Genomic DNA, 18,150 nt, shown 5'->3' on the forward strand with positions numbered 1-18,150 from the left:
ATGAAATGCAGAAGAATTAATTATTCAACTAATATCCTGAAGATATTAGTCCTGACGTTAATAATATTACCAATCAGTGAGATATTTTCATCAAATGTGAAATTCTACTCCGTTAATACGATGTATGGGACATTGGAGAGAGAAGTATATTCAATATGCAAAGATGATAATGGCTTTATTTGGGCAGCCTCTAAAACAGGTATATTGAGAGTTTCCGAAAATGATTCCAGATTATACAATCTTCCTGTTACAATAAAAGATTTTTATTTCATCCGGCTTATTTATAAAAACTCGAAGCTAATAGCTTTTACGAGTAATGGCCAAATTTTCATTTACAATGAACTATATGATCGCTTTGATTTATTTTTAGATATCAAGCAAGCCTTAAATGATGCTAACGCAAACATATTAGGACTTGTTGTTGATAAAAATGGAACTCTTTGGATAGGGACCACAAAAGGCTTATACAAATATTCCAATCAAGAATTAACACTTGCTTTCGACAGCAAAGCAGAAGTACAACAGGTCGATTTATACAAAGATCATAATCTAATACTTGCTACAATAAATGGTATAGGGATATTCAATACGCAGAGCCAAAAACTTGAATATATCTATAAGTACTCAGCCGTTAATGAAATTCAAGTATCAAGTTTCTTCTATGATACTGAATTTAACCAAATCTGGATAGGGACTATTTCTAATGGACTCTTACTCTATTCTATCGAAGGAAAGAAGTTGACAGAAATTATAAAGGATGAGCTACCCAAACAACCGATACTTGCAATAAGAAAGAAGCAAGAATCTTCAGTACTTATAGGTATAGATGGGCAAGGTATTTGTGAGGTTTCAAGGGATGGTACAAAAATCTTGAATATATACAAGGAGGATGTGAATGATCCGTTTTCACTTCAAGGGGATGGCGTTTATGATATTTTTTGTGATAAAGACGAAAGGGTGTGGATTGCAACGTTTACAGGTGGGCTTTCTTTTTTTAACCAGAAATTATCCGATATAAATATAATAAATCATCAAATCAACAATCCTAATTCTTTGGTAAATAATAATGTTAATAAAGTCTTGGAAGACAAAAAGGGGGATATTTGGTTTGCGACGAACAATGGTTTAAGTCGTTGGAATGTAAAGTCAAATCATTGGTGCCGGTATATTCACGATAAAAAGAATGCGGCCAAGGTTTTTTTGGCTTTATGTGAAGATGATGAAGGGAATATATGGGCAGGGACTTATTCCTCGGGTGTCTATGTAATAAATGGAAATACAGGGAAAGAAATAAACCATTATTTTCACGATAGGGACAAAACAGGCTTCTCTGGTCAGTTTATATCCGATATATTCAAAGATATGGATGGGAATATATGGATGGGAGGGACTCGTAATATAATTTGCCATCAAAAAAAGGAGAATAAGTTTCGAGTTTATGAATCACAACCTATTAATTCTTTTTCAGAACTTTCTTCAGATATAATATTGCTTGCTTGCACATATGGCTTGGTTTCATTGCAAAAAGATACAGGCAAATTCGAAGTCTTGATTAATAATTATCATCTGCAAGATATCATAGTTCTTGAAGATAATATTTGGATTACAACGTCAGGTGAAGGGCTGCTTTGCTATGATTATAAAAACAAGACGATTGAAAAATATTCAACTGAATCAGGTATTTTGTCTAATTATATAAATAGTATTACATATGTCAATGGTTATTTATGGCTTGGTACAGAGGCCGGGTTATGTCAATTTGATATAAATAAAAAGAAGGCATTTACTTCTCCCTCTTTATTGTCTCTTTCGAGAGTGTCATTTAATACAAATGCTCATTTTTCAATGAAGAATGGAAATATTATATGGGGTACCAATAAAGGCGGTGTCATTACTAATCCATATATTCTTTATAAAAATGAAATTGAAGGTAAGATCTTTTTTCAAAACATAAGCATCTCGGGCCGTTCTATCCGAGAATATGAGAACTTACTGAAAAAGATTCCTGTAAATGAACAGGCTAGTCTTGATTTGAATCATAAACAAAATAACTTCATTCTGGAGCTACTGCCTCTTGGCATGTATACTAAAGACATTAAGTTTTCTTGGAAGATGGAAGGTTTAGACTTAAAATGGAGTCATCCTTCTAATTTAAGACTAGTTACATATAATAGCCTCCCTAGCGGGAATTACAAATTAAGTATAAGAATGTATGACAGTTCTCTATCAAAAATTATTGATGAACGTTCTCTTGATATTGAAGTTTTTCCTCCGTTTTGGGAAACATGGTGGTTTCGTCTTATCATCATAATGGTTATATCCGGTGTTATTGTTTATCTAATTAAGTCATATTCGAGCCATCTAAAACAAAAACACATTAAAGATAAAATACAGTTCTTTACCAATATGGCGCATGATATACGTACATCTTTGACTCTGATCAGCGCTCCAATCGAACAGTTGAATAATGCCCGGGAATTGCCGGCAAATCTAAGATATTACTCTAATTTAGCCAGTGAACAATCTAATAGATTATCTTCTGTGGCCACCCAGCTACTCGATTTTGAAAAAGTAGATTTGGGGAAAGGACAGATATTTCTGGTTATGACAGATATCGTTAATCTATTATCCAGGCGAATCCTGATTTTTGAAGAAGCAAGTAAGAAAAAAAATATTAAACTTAATTTTTCTTTCAATCAATCGACATATTTTACAGCGATTGATGAATTGAAGATTGAAAAAGTAGTGGATAATTTAATTTCAAATGCAATAAAGTATTCGCATCTGAATGGCAGAATAGATATTATGCTTGATTGTAACAAATGCTCCTGGTCTTTGGAAGTTAAAGATTACGGCTTAGGTATCAGTTCCAAAGCTCAGAAACTTTTATTCAGAGAATTCTACAGGGGGGATAATGTTGTAAACTCCAGGATGGTCGGATCGGGTATCGGATTATTATTGGTTAAAAGCTATGTTGATCTACATAAAGGTCAGATCATTCTAAATAGTAAAGAAAATATAGGCTCCTCTTTTACAATAACTATTCCTTACAGAAGAGTTGAAATTGAAAAAACAGTTTCTAACCATTTCATGCAGGAAGACAGATCGGAAAGTATTCTGCAACCTAAAATAGAAACAGAGCAATCCGTTTCAGAAGAAAAGGGATATGAGAGATCTAAGAAAATGCAAATATTAGTTGTTGAAGACAATAATGAATTGCAGGACTTTTTGAAGAACTCTTTGCAAGAGTTATATAATATATCTGTGGCTAATGATGGAGAAGTAGCTTGGAATCTGATCAATAGAAAAATGCCGGATTTAATTATTTCAGATATTATGATGCCCAATATGGATGGGTTTGGATTGTGTCAACTAATTAAATCAACTTTCCAAACTTCCCATATTCCGGTAATACTACTGACTGCATTATCTGATAAAACAAAACAATTAGAGGGGCTCGGTCTGGGTGCGGATGATTACATAACAAAGCCTTTTGATATAACGGTTCTTACAAAACGGATAGAGTCTATTTTGAAAAATAGGGAAATTGTTAGGGAGAGAACCTTAAAAATGATAAATGCGACAGGGGATAAGGAAAACGTTTTTGCAAACGAACTGAATGACCGCTTTATTAAAAAAGCTCTTGACATTGTGCGAAAAAATATTGATAATAGTGAATTTGGTAAAGACGAATTTGCCTCAGCAATGAATGTCAGCCCTTCTTTGTTATATCAAAAAATGAAAAATCTTACAGGTCAATCCCCTATAGAATTTATTAAGGCAATACGTTTCAATTATGCATCGGAGCTACTTCAATCAGGGAATTATAGTATAACCGAAGTCAGTGAGATGTGTGGTTTTTCGAGTGCCAATTATTTCAGTACTGCTTTCAGGAAATATTTTGGTAAAGCTCCAACAGAATATTAAATCAGATCGACCAGGGAAGAAGTTTTTATATTACTATTAATTATATAGTCTGAAGATCTTCTGTTTTGAAAACAATGTAAGGTGTCATCCATTTCTTATTCCCTGATCGTTCATATAGATTCGATGAAGGAATCCCTTCTGATAAGAGCCTATTCGATATATTCAAACCTAAAATATACTATAGCTCATAGCCAATTATAAGATCATAACATGCACCGATACAGGTAATCGCCATGTCGAGTGAAGACATTAAGTGCAAAACAAACATTCCGATGGTAATATTGGATAATGTACCAGAAGATAACTTCTATTCCTCCAAAGCTAATAGATGAACTAAAAGATGTTTTATATCATTCCCCCAATCTTGAGATGACAGCAGTAACAAAATAGAGAGATTGGGTTTTTTTGTTTAAAATAGGGGATATATATTATAATCTGTCTAAAATATAAGGTTTATTGTTTAAAAACGAAGAAGCTAAAGTGTATATATCAGTAATTTTGTATTACCAACCACTAAAATTAACATATTTAATTAACCTCAAAATATCTTAATTATGAAAAGCCGCTTAACAGTAAAGTTTCTATTGTTGTTCTTTTTGCTGATAGAAAGCTTATCAATAATAGGGCAAAACTTTCAGAAGACAGCTAACGGCATCAAAACCGGTACTGATTCTATAGATATAGAATTACAATTCTACAATCCGTCAACCATTAGAGTAATCAAATCTACCAACGGTTGGAAATATACAAAAGAAAGCCTTTCTGTTGTAGCGACACCACAAAACACAGTCTTTACTGCAACACAAAAGGGTGATTTTGTAACACTAAAAAGCAGCAAATTACTTGTTAATGTAAATCTGAAAACAGGATTAATTACCTTTCACAATATCAATAATAAAGTCTTATTAAAAGAGAAGAGCGCTCCTGTATTCTCCGAATTTAATGATGCAGGTACTAAGACATTCAAAGTATACCAGCCATACCTCCTCGATAAAGATGAATCTATATATGGTTTGGGACAATTGCAAAATGGAAAAATGGTACAACGTAACCAAACCAAATACTTGATCCAAGGCAATGTTGAGAATGTTGTTTCATTTTTCCAATCAGATAAAGGTTATGGCGTATTTTGGGATAATTATTCTCCAACTACTTTCAAAGACGATCAGGCTGAAACCTCATTTACATCCGAAGTCGGTGATTGTGTCGATTATTATTTCATGCAAGGGAGCAATTCTGATGGGGTTATAGCTCAAATGAGAAACCTTACAGGGCAAGTACCTATGTTTCCCTTATGGACTTATGGTTATTGGCAAAGTAAAGAACGCTATAAAAGTCAAGAGGAAATTACAGGTGTAGTAAGGAAATACAGAGAAATAGGTGTTCCTATCGACGGAATTATTCAGGATTGGCAATACTGGGGACATAATTACTTGTGGAATGCAATGGATTTTAAAAATCCCGATTTTAATAATCCTCAAAAGATGGTTGACGATATACATTCCATGAATGCCCATATGATTATTTCTATCTGGTCGTCATTTGGTCCGGCAACAAAGCCTTATAGGGAGCTGGATAAGAACGGAATGTTATTCAATTTTTCCACATGGCCTCAGTCTGGTATAGATTCTTGGCCACCGGATAGAGACTACCCCTCAGGCGTACGCGTATACGATGCATATAACCCCAAAGCCCGCGACATTTACTGGAAATATCTAAGTGAAGGCATATTAAAATACGGAATGGACGGGTGGTGGATGGATTCTACCGAGCCTGATCATTTAGATTGGAAGCCGGAGGATATGAATACGAAAACATACTTAGGCTCTTTCCGAAAGGTAAGGAATGCTTTTCCTTTAATGACAGTAGGCGGGGTGTACGAACATCAGCGTGCCGAAAATTCGGATAAACGTGTATTTATTCTAACCCGTTCCGGATTTGCCGGGCAGCAACGTTACGGAGCAAATGTCTGGTCGGGTGATGTCGGCTCTTCGTGGGAATCGTTGCGTAATCAGATACCTGCCGGACTCAACTTCTCCATTTGTGGTTTACCCCATTGGAACAGTGATATAGGAGGCTTTTTTGCAGGACAATATAATAAGAACTGGAATGATGGTAGCGCGACTAAGAATCCTCTCTACCAAGAACTTTATGTGCGTTGGCTGCAATTTGGAGCTTTTAATCCAATGATGCGTTCACACGGGACAGATACGCCCAGAGAGATATATCATTTTGGCAAAAAAGGAGAACCGATATATGATGCTATCGAAAAAACAATCAATTTACGATATTCTTTATTACCTTATATTTATTCAACATCATGGGAAGTTACCAGTAAACAGTCGAGCTTCATGCGCGCCTTGGTTATGGATTTCCCAAAAGATAAAAAAGCCTTGAACTTGAATGATGAATTCATGTTTGGTAAAGCGTTTTTAGTAGCTCCTATCGTCAATGCCCAATATACTCCCGAAAAAGTGGTAAAAGTAAATGAAGAAGATGGATGGAATCGTACAGAATCAAAAAGTGCTAGTGGAAATCTGAATGTAAATTTTAATGAGAAAAAGGCTACAGATGTATATCTACCGGAAGGTACTGTCTGGTATGATTTCTGGACAAATCGAAAATACAATGGTGGACAGCAGATAACTTTAGAAACTACAATTGACATGATACCATTGTTTGTCAAAGCGGGTAGTATAATCCCGATTGGGCCAAAGGTGCAATATGCTACCGAAAAAAAATGGGATAATCTGGAACTTAGGGTTTATACAGGAGCAAATGGTTCTTTCACACTATATGAGGATGAGTTTGACAACTACAATTATGAAAAGGGTGAATATACAGAAATACCTGTTACATGGAATAATTCTGCTCACAAATTAACCATTGGAGAAAGAAAAGGTTCGTATAAAGGTATGTTATCGAATAGAAAATTCACTGTAATACTTCAGGATGGAACGAAAAAAGAAGTAGAATATAATGGAAACAAATTAGAGCTAAAATTATAATATATGGGATATAAATTTAATTACTATTTACTGACAGTAACATTCTCTTTCATATTTGTAGTGATGGTAAGGGCCCAGAATCCCATCATCCAAACATCTTATACTCCCGATCCGGCCCCCATGGTGTACAATGATACATTATTTCTCTATACGGGCTGTGATGCGGATACTGCCTGTTATTTCGATATGAATGAATGGCAGGTATTTTCTACGGTCGATATGGTAAACTGGACTGATCATGGAGTACAGCTTTCCTATAAAGATTTCAAATGGACAAAGCCAAAATCTGCTTGGGCAGCCCAGTGTATAGAGAGAAACGGGAAGTTTTACTGGTATGTATGCTGCGAATACCCGGGAAACTGGCATGTGATAGGTGTGGCTGTATCCGATCGTCCTACCGGACCATTCAAAGATGCGATTAGCAAGCCATTAGTATATACGGGTAAAATGGGAGATATTGATCCTACAGTATATATTGACGATGACGGACAAGCTTATCTCTATTGGGGTAATGGTAAAGTCTGCTATGTGAAACTCAATGAGGATATGATATCTTATGATAAAGAAATGGGGATTGTGGAACTGGATATGAATAAAGAACAATTTGAATATTTGGAACGCAATGATCCCAACCGCGCAAATACGTTGTTTGAAGAAGGGCCATGGCTTTATAAACGGAACGGATTGTATTATATGATATATGCGGCTGGTGGTATCCCCGAATATATAGCATATTCTACAGCTTCGTCTTTTAACGGACCTTGGACTTATAGGGGTGTAATAATGAATAAGGGCTACGAAGATATGGCATTTACCAACCATCCCGGTATTGTGGACTATAAGGGGAAATCTTATTTTTTTTACCATAATCAAGGAATATCCAAACATGGGTTCAGACGTTCTACATGTATCGAAGAGTTTAATTTTAATGCCGATGGTACTTTCCCAAACATAAAGCCTACAAAAGAAGGTGTTTCTCTTATTGCAACACTGAATCCTTATAGACGGACAGAAGCCGAAACTATGGCTTGGGGACAGGGGGTGAAGACAAAGAAAGATAGTAAAGGAGGTGTTTATCTGACTTCAATCCATAATAATGATTATATAAAAGTGAGAAACGTCGATTTTGCTAAAGGAGCTAAATCTATTGAAGTTGTTGCGACCCCGATTGCAGGAGGAGAGATCGAAATTCGCTTGGATGAAGCTGATGGAGCATTGATAGGAATATGCAAAATCGATAAAACAGGGAATTCAGATACTTGGGGCAGCTTTTCCGCTAAGGTGAAAAAAACAGGCGGAATCCACGACTTGTTTTTTGTATTTAAGGGAGCTGATGGAGAACTATTCAATCTTGATTATTGGATATTTAAATAATAATTACTTAATATTATGAGGATTATAATACTTATATCAGCGTTATGCTGCTATATCGCATTATTCGCGCAGATAATGCCTTATAAAGATGCAAATTTAACTCCGGAAGAAAGAGCTCAAGATCTTTTATCACGTCTGACATTAAAAGAAAAAGTAGGATTGATGGGTGATAATTCAATCGAAGTCACTCGCTTAGGAGTAAAGAAATTTGCATGGTGGAGCGAAGCCTTACATGGAGTAGCTAATCAGGGAGGAGTAACAGTATTTCCCGAGCCTATCGGAATGGCTGCATCTTTCAACGATGAGTTGTTATACCATGTTTTCGATGCCATATCCGATGAAGCGCGTGCCAGATTTCATTTTCGAGAGAAGAAAGGAGATGAACGCAGGCAAGATAACGGGTTGTCGGTATGGACACCAAATGTAAATATTTTTCGCGATCCACGTTGGGGGCGTGGTCAGGAAACATATGGTGAAGACCCTTACCTTACTTCACGAATGGGTATATCGGTTGTAAACGGCTTACAGGGACCTAAAGATGCAAAATATAAGAAACTTTTAGCATGTGCCAAACATTACGCAGTTCATTCAGGACCTGAATGGAACAGACATGTGCTAAACCTGAATAATCTGGACAATCGGCATCTGTGGGAAACATATATGCCTGCATTTCAGGTCTTAGTCCAAAAAGCAGATGTGAGTCAGGTAATGTGTGCCTATCATCGTCAGGATGATGATCCTTGTTGTGGCAACAACCATTTATTAAAACGTATTCTTCGCGATGAGTGGGGCTTTAAGCGTATGGTCGTCTCTGACTGCGGTGCAATTGCAGATTTCTATACTTCTCATAAAGTATCATCCGATGCACTACATTCAGCGGTTAAGGGTGTATTGGCGGGTACCGATGTAGAGTGTGGTTTTGGATATACTTATCATGAACTGGTCGACGCTGTCTCACGGGGCTTGATATATGAAGCTGATATTGATAAAAGTGTTTTGCGATTATTGACCGAACGTTTCAGATTAGGAGATTTTGATGATAATTCAATCGTACCTTGGGCAAATATTCCCGATACAATAATTAATTGTAAGAAACATCAGGCCTTAGCGTTGGAAATGGCTCGCCAGTCGATGACTTTGTTACAAAACAAAAATAATATCCTACCTCTTTCCAGCAAAAAGAAAATAGCTGTTATCGGCCCTAATGCAGATGATGCAAAATTGATGTGGGGCAACTACAATGGTATTCCCGTAAAAACGGTAACTATATTAGAAGGTATTAAGTCTATTGCAGGTAAAGATATTTTTTATGAAAAGGGTTGTGATATAGTAGATGATATGATTCTTGAGTCTTATATAACAAGATCTACAGCTGATGGAAAAACGGGGATTAAAGCAACATACTGGAATAATAAACAACGAACCGGAGATACGATAAATACTATACAGTACGATAAACCTATAAGGTTATCTACAACAGGCCAGCATCCCTTTGCCGATAAAGTCAATTTACAAAATTTCTCAGCTGTTTATGAAACATCATTTATTGCACCGGAAACTGAGGAAATTGTATTCAAAATGCAATCAGTAGGAGATTGCCAGCTCTTTATTAATAATGAACTTGTCTCTGAATATAGCTCATGGCGGTTTGTCGCCAGGCGCACTCCTTATAAAGTGGAAAAAGGAAAACAGTATGATATAAAAATAAATTTCACACAGAACTACGATTTTACAAATGCGAATTTGAATTTCGACATGGGGAAAGAATCTCCTGTCGACTATAAAGGTCTTGTCGACAGATTAAAAGATATAGATGTCGTCGTATTTGCAGGAGGAATATCGGGTGAACTCGAAGGAGAAGAGATGCCTATCGAAATGCCTGGATTTAAAGGGGGCGATCGCACAGATATTGAATTACCAGCTTCACAAAGAAATTGCATAAAGGCATTGAAGAAGGCTGGAAAAAGAGTAATCATGGTTAACTGCTCGGGTTCTGCTATAGGTTTAATGCCTGAAAGTGAAAGTTGTGAAGCTATATTGCAGGCTTGGTATGGCGGTCAGTCAGGGGGGCAGGCTATAGCCGAAGTCCTTTTTGGAAAATATAATCCTTCAGGTAAATTGCCTATTACATTTTATAAAAATATCGATCAGCTACCCGATTTTGAAGAATATGATATGAAGGGGCGCACTTATCGATATCTGGAAGATAAACCTCTTTTCCCATTTGGTTATGGACTGAGTTATACAACCTTTGATATAGGTAGGGCTACCGCAAGTAGTATATCAGCCAAAGCAGGAGAAAAAATAAAGTTGGTTATCCCCGTCAAAAATACGGGAAAACGCACAGGCTCTGAAACAGTTCAGGTATATGTGAAAAAAGTAGATAGTGGCGGTCCGATAAAAACACTTCGGTCATTCAAGCGAATAGAACTACCTCCTAATGTATCACAAGATCTTACATTTGAGTTAGAACCTTCATTTTTTGAATGGTATGATCCTGCAACTTTAAGGATGAATGTATTACCGGGTGATTATGAAATTCTTTATGGGACTAGTTCTGATAACAAAGACCTACAAACCCTAAACATAACATTAATCTGACATTTTTAAATAATAACCGACAAAAACGCTATGAAAACTTTTTTACCGTTAGTCTTACTTTTTTGTTTTTTAATAACATCTTCATTTGTTCGTTCACAAGAAGCTGTAATTACAAGTCCTGACAAATATCTAAATCTGAAAATATTTATCGAGAATGGAAAACTATTGTATACTGTAAATTATAAGGATGCGGTGATTCTTGAAAAATCACCCTTAGGATTGGAAACAAACGAAGGTGATTTTAGTACCGGTCTATCGTTTGTTGGAAAATCGGAAAATAAAATAAGTAAAACATATACACAAGATAAAATTAAACGTTCAGAGGTAAACTATGAAGCGAACACGCTGAAATATACCTTTCAGAATGGAAAAGAACAAAAGATGTCTGTTCTTTTCCAAATAAGTAATAATGATATTGCTTTCCGGTACGAACTTCCTACATGGGGAGAACGTAGGGCATGTGTAGTAGTGGCAGAGACCACAGGTTTTCGTTTTCCATCATACACGACAGCATTCCTGTCTTATATGATGGGCCCAATGGGAGCTTTTGCCCGGACTTCTCCTAGTTACGAATCCGGTTATCAGGCTGACGTTCCTATCGGAGATACCAAGTCTAATACAGGTTATGTATTTCCGGGACTTTTCAAGGTAGGAGAGAATGGTTGGGCTTTACTTTCCGAAACGGGAGTAAGCAGCTTATATTGCGCCTCACATTTAAGTGCTTATAAAGAGGGCCTGTATACTGTCGAATATCCAAATCAGAAAGAAAACAATGGGTTTGGGAGTGTTGGTGCCCAGTTAAGCTTGCCTGGCACTACACCTTGGCGTACAATTACCATAGGCGAAAATCTGAGACCAATTGTAGAAACTACCATCCCTTTTGATGTAGTAGAACCGTTATATGAACCAACAAAGAACTATAAACATGGTAGAGGAACATGGAGTTGGATCGTATGGCAGGATAATAGTATGAATTGGGATGATCAGGTGAAATATATTGACCTGGCATCCGAAATGGGATATGAATATATCTTAATAGATGCATTATGGGATACTAATATCGGCTATGACAAGATGTTGAAACTGATTGAATATGCCAATTCTAAAAATGTAGATGTTTTCCTATGGTATAATTCTAACGGTGGTTTTAATGATGCTCCACAAGGACCAAGAAATAAAATGAGTACATCAGTGGAGCGTAAGAAGGAGATGAAATGGCTAAAAGATGCAGGTGTTAAAGGCTTGAAAGTCGATTTTTTCGGTGGAGATAAACAAGAAACAATGCGCTTGTATGAAGATATACTCTCCGATGCCAACGATTACGGACTGATGATTATTTTTCATGGCTGTACCCTTCCTCGTGGCTGGGAGCGCATGTATCCGAATTATGTTGGAAGCGAAGCGGTGCTGGCTTCCGAAATGTTGATTTTTTCAGAAGGCGTGAGAAATGATGAAGCCTTTTACGCATCCCTTCATCCTTTTATCCGCAATACTGTCGGTTCTATGGAGTTTGGCGGTGTTTTATTAAATAAATACCTTAACAAAGGAAATAAAGAAGGACAAAAGCGCCTGACTACAGATGCTTTTCAATTAGCGACTGCTGTACTTTTTCAAAATCCGGTACAGATGTTTGCTCTTACGCCCAATAACCTTTTCGATACGAAAGATTTTGTTCTTGATTTTATGAAAAAAGTTCCTACTACATGGGATGAAACATTGTATATTGATGGATATCCCGGAAAATATACTGTGATAGCTCGGCGACACGGCGACCAATGGTATATTGCAGGTGTAAATGCAGAGAAAGAACCTTTAAATCTGAAATTAGAGTTACCCATGTATGCAGAGATGAAAGCGCGGCTCATTAGTAACGATAAGAAACAAGAAATTATACAGAAAGAAGTGAATATAAATAAAACCGGAATTCTGGAAGTAACCCTTCAGCCACGAGGCGGATTTGTATTATCAAAGTAAAAAATAAATATATATGAAAACTCATTTAATATTTCTTCCACTACTCGTTCAAATATTATTGAACCTGCCTATTGTCAGCTCTGCTCAGAACCCTCTTATTCAAACTAAATATACGGCCGATCCGGCTCCAATGGTTTACAATGATACTGTATTTCTTTATACCACTCATGATGAAGATGATGCTCAAGGGTTTAAGATGTTGGACTGGTTGCTGTATTCTTCTACCGATATGGTAAACTGGACTGACCATGGAATAGTTGCAACCTTAAAAGACTTTAAGTGGGCAACACGCGATAATGGAGCCTGGGCACAACAATGTATTGAGCGAAACGGAAAGTTCTATATGTATTGCCCCCTGCACGGTCAGGGAATTGGTGTACTTGTAGCCGATACCCCTTATGGTCCATTTAAAGACCCTATAAACAAACCACTTGTATGGCAAAAAGAGCATTGGGACGATATTGACCCTACTGTGTTCATTGACGACGACGGTCAGGCTTATATGTATTGGGGTAATCCAAATGTTTACTATGTAAAACTCAATGAGGATATGATATCATATTCAGGCGACATCGTGAAGTTGGAAAATAAACCGGAACATTATCAGGAGGGGCCTTGGGTATATAAAAGAAATGGGCATTATTATATGGCATTTGCCTCTACTTGCTGTCCTGAGGGGATCGGTTATGCTATGAGCGATTCGCCAACGGGTCCGTGGATAACTAAAGGACATATCATGAAGCCAACTCACCGTAGCCGGGGAAATCATCCGGGCATTATCGACTATAGGGGTAATTCTTATGTTTTCGGATTAAGTTATGAATTAATGCATCTGGAAACCTTTAAACATCACGAGCGGAGATCGTCTATGGCTGCAAAAATGCACTATAATACAGATGGTACTATCCAAGAGGTACCTTATTGGGCGGAGACAATTTTGGAGCAAATCGAACCATTCAACCCTTACCGCCGCGTAGAGGCTGAAACTATGGCGTGGGGTTACGGTCTAAAAACGGAAAAAATGCCTGATGGCAGGATTTGTTTGACAAATATTGATAATAATGAGTCTTTATGCCTCCGTGGGGTTGATTTCAAAAAGGGCGCCCGGGAATTTTCTGTTATGGCAGCATGTAATGTCGATGGGGGGTATATTGAGCTTCGCCTGGGTAGTACTACAGGGAAACTTATAGGGACATTACCTGTAACACGTTCGGGAGCTATGGATAGATATAAGCTTATGTCATGCCTGATTAAAGGAACCGAAGGTGTGCATGATCTGTATCTCTGTTTTAAAAGTAATTCTCAAAAAGACAATCTTTTCTTTTTAGATTATTGGGAGTTTAAATAATTATAATACAGAGAAAAAATACCTTTTTATTTTTTGTTGATCTTTTTCTGTTTTTAGTAAATAATCTAAAAGAACAGAAAAGCTAGGATTGTATTCAGTTACGAAACAAATCCAATTTATTAAGGAGCTGAAAGACCCTTTCGCGAAGTCGTTCAAATTTTAAATGAAGGATTAGATAAGTATGTATTTACTCTTGTTTTAAAACATTAATAGTCAGATAATAATATGAAAAAGAATCAGATTAGTATTGCTTACAGACTAATTTTTACCATTGTATTTTCATTATGGGGTATTTGTGCTGAATGTTCCGAGAAAAATCCAAAGGAAGAACTCCATATTTTCTTATGCCTGGGACAATCAAATATGGAAGGAAATGCAAAGATCGAAGCACAAGATTTAATTGATATTAACGAGCGATTTATGGTTTTACAATCCGTCGATTGCGATTCGGCACGAATAAAATGTAAATGGCGTACAGCAGTGCCACCACTCACCCGTTGCCGAACAGGGTTGTCTCCGGCAGATTATTTTGGGAGAACAATGGTGGCTAACTTACCGGAGAATATTAAAATAGGGATAATAAATGTTTCAGTTGGAGGATGCCGGATAGAATTGTTCGATAAGGATAATTATGAATCATATGTAGAAACTTCTCCTGATTGGTTAAAAAATATGGTGAAAGAGTATGACGGTAATCCTTATCGGCGATTAGTCGAACTGGCGAATCAGGCTCAACAAAATGGAGGAATTATAAAAGGTATCCTGTTACATCAGGGAGAGTCGAACTCAGGTGATCAGGATTGGCCTCAAAAAGTAAAGGGCGTGTATGATAATCTCTTAAGAGATATAAACCTTGAAGCTAACTCGATACCTCTACTTGTCGGCGAACTGGTTAATGCAGACCAAAATGGAGCTTGCTCAGGAATGAATGAGATTATAAGAATGTTACCGGATGTTATTCCTAATGCTTACATCATACCTTCCGATGGATGTGAAGGGGTTGCAGATCGTTTGCATTTTAGTGCAAAAGGGTATCGGGAGTTAGGCAGACGTTATGCGAAACAAATGTTGACCTTGTATAAATAAAAAGTAACGTAAAGATGATAAAACACAGATTGTATATTTTTATAATGTGTTGTATATTAATATACGACTTATCGGCACAGGATCTCAAACTATGGTACAACACACCTGCCAAAATCTGGGAAGAAGCATTGCCTTTGGGTAATTCAAGGCTTGGAGTTATGGTATATGGCATTCCTGAAAAGGAAGAGTTACAGTTGAATGAAGAAACAATCTGGGGCGGAGGTCCATACCGAAACGATAATCCAAAGGCTTTAGGTGCATTGCCTGAAGCTCGCGAACTGATATTTAAGGGGAAGAGCCGGGAGGCAGACCAACTGATAAACCGGACATTCTTTACCAAAACACATGGAATGCCTTTCCAAACAGCAGGTAGTGTTATACTTAATTTCCCCGGACATCAGAACTATCAGGATTACAGTCGGGAGCTTGATCTGGACAAGGCTTTGGCCATTACACGCTATACTGTTAACGGAGTAAAGTATACTCGTGAAGTTTTTTCTTCATTTGCCGATGACGTTATCATCATGCGAATTACAGCTGGGAGGAAAGGAACTCTTAATTTTGAGACGGAATATACTAACAATTCCCAACATACTATCTCAAAAAAAGATAATATATTGATACTGGAAGGTAAAGGTTCAGATCATGAAGGCATAGAAGGAAAGATCCGTTATCAAATACATACATTGATAAGAAATCATGATGGGAAGATCGAGGTTACAGGCAGCAAAATATCAATATCTGGTGCCACAGTAGCCACTATCTATATCTCGATAGGCACTAATTTTCTCAATTATAAATCTGTCGAAGGTGACCCGGCAAAAAAGGCTTCCGATGCTCTGGCTAAAGCGTTAAAAACAGATTATAGGTCAGCCCTGAAAAATCACTCGGATATTTACGGTAAGCAATTCAAGCGTTTCAAACTCGATTTGGGAAACGTACCCGAAGCAATGAAATTAACGACTACTCAGCGAATTATTGATTTTCAGAAAAATCATGATCCGGCGCTGGTTACACTATTGACACAGTTTGGGCGCTACCTGTTGATCTGTTCTTCACAACTGGGTGGACAACCAGCTAATCTGCAAGGTATATGGTGTAACAGTATGCATCCGGCCTGGGATAGTAAATACACCATCAATATTAATGCAGAAATGAATTACTGGCCGGCTGAAGTTACAAATCTTAGCGAAACGCATTTGCCGATGATACAGATGGTAAAAGACCTGTCGGAAAGTGGACAACAAACCGCAAAAACTATGTATGGAGCGAGAGGATGGGTTGCGCATCACAACACGGATATCTGGCGTGTTACCAGTCCTGTCGATTTTGCGGCAGCAGGTATGTGGCCCACAGGAGGAGCATGGTTGGTTCAACATCTTTGGGAACATTATCTTTTTACCGGCGACAAGAAATATTTGGCCGATGTCTATCCTGCGATGAAAGGTGCGGCCGATTATTTTCTATCGTCTTTGGTAGAACATCCCCAATATGGATGGATGGTAGTTTGCCCTTCAGTCTCTCCCGAGCATGGGCCAATGTCTGCAGGGTGTACAATGGACAATCAACTTGTTTTCGATGTGTTGACCAGGACTGCGCAGGCAAACAATATTCTGGGTGAAAATGAAGAGTATAGGAATCAGCTGTTGGCTATGGTAAGTAAACTGCCTCCTATGCATATCGGGAAATACTCCCAATTACAGGAATGGCTGGAAGATAAAGATGACCCCCAAAACGAGCATCGTCATGTTTCGCATCTGTATGGCTTGTATCCGGGTAATCAGATATCACCATATACGAACCCTGAGTTATTCGAAGCCGCTCGAAACTCTTTAATATACAGGGGCGATATGGCTACAGGATGGTCTATCGGATGGAAAGTGAATCTTTGGGCGCGATTGCTTCATGGCAACCATGCATATAAGATAGTGAGTAATATGTTAACATTGGCTGGAAAAGGGAACGAAGACGGACGGACATATCCGAATATGTTTACCGCGCATCCGCCCTTCCAGATCGATGGAAATTTCGGATTAACTGCAGGCATCGCTGAAATGCTCGTTCAAAGCCACGATGGTGCAGTTCACTTATTACCGGCTCTTCCGGATGTATGGAAAAATGGATCAGTTTCAGGGATTATGGCACGTGGCGGATTCGAGATATCGATGAAATGGAAGGACGGTGAGGTTTCGGAAATTTCAATATTGTCGAAACTTGGCGGCAACTTGCGTATTCGCACTCATGTGCCTCTTACGGGGAAAGAATTAAAAAAAGCAGAAGGTAATAACCCCAATTTGCTTCTGGTTTCGGCTGATATTGCAAGACCGATCATATCCCGGGAGGCTTCATTGAAAGGGATTTCATTAAAAGAGATATTTGAATATGATGTTCCTACTCTGGCTGGGAAGAAGTATGTTTTTTTACGAAAGCAGTCTACATAAGTTCCACAATCTTTTAATTGCAATATTTACAGAATGCGAATTTGCTTATCTGGTAAGAGAAAATAATGTAGGATTTCCATAAAGATAAAGGGGCTATTTTCTTTGAGCTTGCAAAACAAAAGGGCAAAGATGAGGCTTTGAGTCTATTTATAGATTATTTAGACTTCCGGAACTAGTCGCTTTCTTCATTTTCTATTATGGTTTTATTAATAATTAAATAGTTCCTTTTGCTTTTTCATATTCCAAACCATGAATTTCCTCTAACAGTAAAATTTTCTCTAAGACAAAAAATGTGTAATACTGTCTCAGAACTCAATTTGCTATTCGCTAGTACCGGCAAACCGGTAGCTATAGTCTCTTTTGTACTGTATGGTAGATAATCACTGTGTTA

General features: G+C 37.5%; 8 protein-coding genes. All 8 read left to right on the forward strand.

The window, feature by feature from the left end:
* Positions 1–120 precede the first annotated feature (120 nt).
* Complete coding sequence (locus tag HMPREF9455_RS08295) at positions 121–3,927, forward strand: hybrid sensor histidine kinase/response regulator transcription factor (protein WP_006799199.1); 3,807 nt, start codon at positions 121–123, stop codon at positions 3,925–3,927.
* 554 nt (positions 3,928–4,481) lie between these two features.
* Entirely contained in the window at positions 4,482–6,935 is a 2,454-nt protein-coding gene (locus tag HMPREF9455_RS08300; RefSeq protein ID WP_006799200.1) for a glycoside hydrolase family 31 protein, read from the forward strand.
* A 3-nt stretch (positions 6,936–6,938) separates the two neighbouring features.
* Positions 6,939–8,309, forward strand: coding sequence for a glycoside hydrolase family 43 protein (locus tag HMPREF9455_RS08305; protein ID WP_006799201.1), 1,371 nt, complete (start codon positions 6,939–6,941; stop codon positions 8,307–8,309).
* 15 nt (positions 8,310–8,324) lie between these two features.
* A complete protein-coding gene (gene xyl3A, locus HMPREF9455_RS08310) occupies positions 8,325–10,910 on the forward strand; it encodes a xylan 1,4-beta-xylosidase (protein WP_006799202.1) in 2,586 nt (861 codons plus the stop codon).
* Positions 10,911–10,940: 30 nt separating this feature from the next.
* Entirely contained in the window at positions 10,941–12,884 is a 1,944-nt protein-coding gene (locus tag HMPREF9455_RS08315; protein WP_006799203.1) for a glycoside hydrolase family 97 protein, read from the forward strand.
* 13 nt (positions 12,885–12,897) lie between these two features.
* A complete protein-coding gene (locus HMPREF9455_RS08320) occupies positions 12,898–14,232 on the forward strand; it encodes a glycoside hydrolase family 43 protein (RefSeq protein WP_006799204.1) in 1,335 nt (444 codons plus the stop codon).
* Between the two features lie 225 nt (positions 14,233–14,457).
* On the forward strand, positions 14,458–15,318 hold the full coding sequence (locus HMPREF9455_RS08325; RefSeq protein ID WP_006799205.1) for a sialate O-acetylesterase: 861 nt from the start codon (positions 14,458–14,460) through the stop codon (positions 15,316–15,318).
* Between the two features lie 14 nt (positions 15,319–15,332).
* Positions 15,333–17,759 (forward strand): glycoside hydrolase family 95 protein, encoded by a 2,427-nt coding sequence (locus HMPREF9455_RS08330; RefSeq protein WP_006799206.1) that lies wholly within the window; start codon positions 15,333–15,335, stop codon positions 17,757–17,759.
* Positions 17,760–18,150: the final 391 nt, after the last annotated feature.

It is taken from the genome of Dysgonomonas gadei ATCC BAA-286, assembly GCF_000213555.1.
GTDB classification, from domain to species: domain Bacteria; phylum Bacteroidota; class Bacteroidia; order Bacteroidales; family Dysgonomonadaceae; genus Dysgonomonas; species Dysgonomonas gadei.

Bases quoted from the DNA above. Each gene is read 5' to 3' on its own strand.
- HMPREF9455_RS08330 (WP_006799206.1), top strand. From the start codon at position 15,333: ATGATAAAACACAGATTGTATATTTTTATAATGTGTTGTATATTAATA.
- HMPREF9455_RS08300 (WP_006799200.1), top strand. From the start codon at position 4,482: ATGAAAAGCCGCTTAACAGTAAAGTTTCTATTGTTGTTCTTTTTGCTG.
- HMPREF9455_RS08295 (WP_006799199.1), top strand. From the start codon at position 121: ATGTATGGGACATTGGAGAGAGAAGTATATTCAATATGCAAAGATGAT.
- HMPREF9455_RS08320 (WP_006799204.1), top strand. From the start codon at position 12,898: ATGAAAACTCATTTAATATTTCTTCCACTACTCGTTCAAATATTATTG.
- HMPREF9455_RS08305 (WP_006799201.1), top strand. From the start codon at position 6,939: ATGGGATATAAATTTAATTACTATTTACTGACAGTAACATTCTCTTTC.
- HMPREF9455_RS08315 (WP_006799203.1), top strand. From the start codon at position 10,941: ATGAAAACTTTTTTACCGTTAGTCTTACTTTTTTGTTTTTTAATAACA.
- HMPREF9455_RS08325 (WP_006799205.1), top strand. From the start codon at position 14,458: ATGAAAAAGAATCAGATTAGTATTGCTTACAGACTAATTTTTACCATT.
- xyl3A (WP_006799202.1), top strand. From the start codon at position 8,325: ATGAGGATTATAATACTTATATCAGCGTTATGCTGCTATATCGCATTA.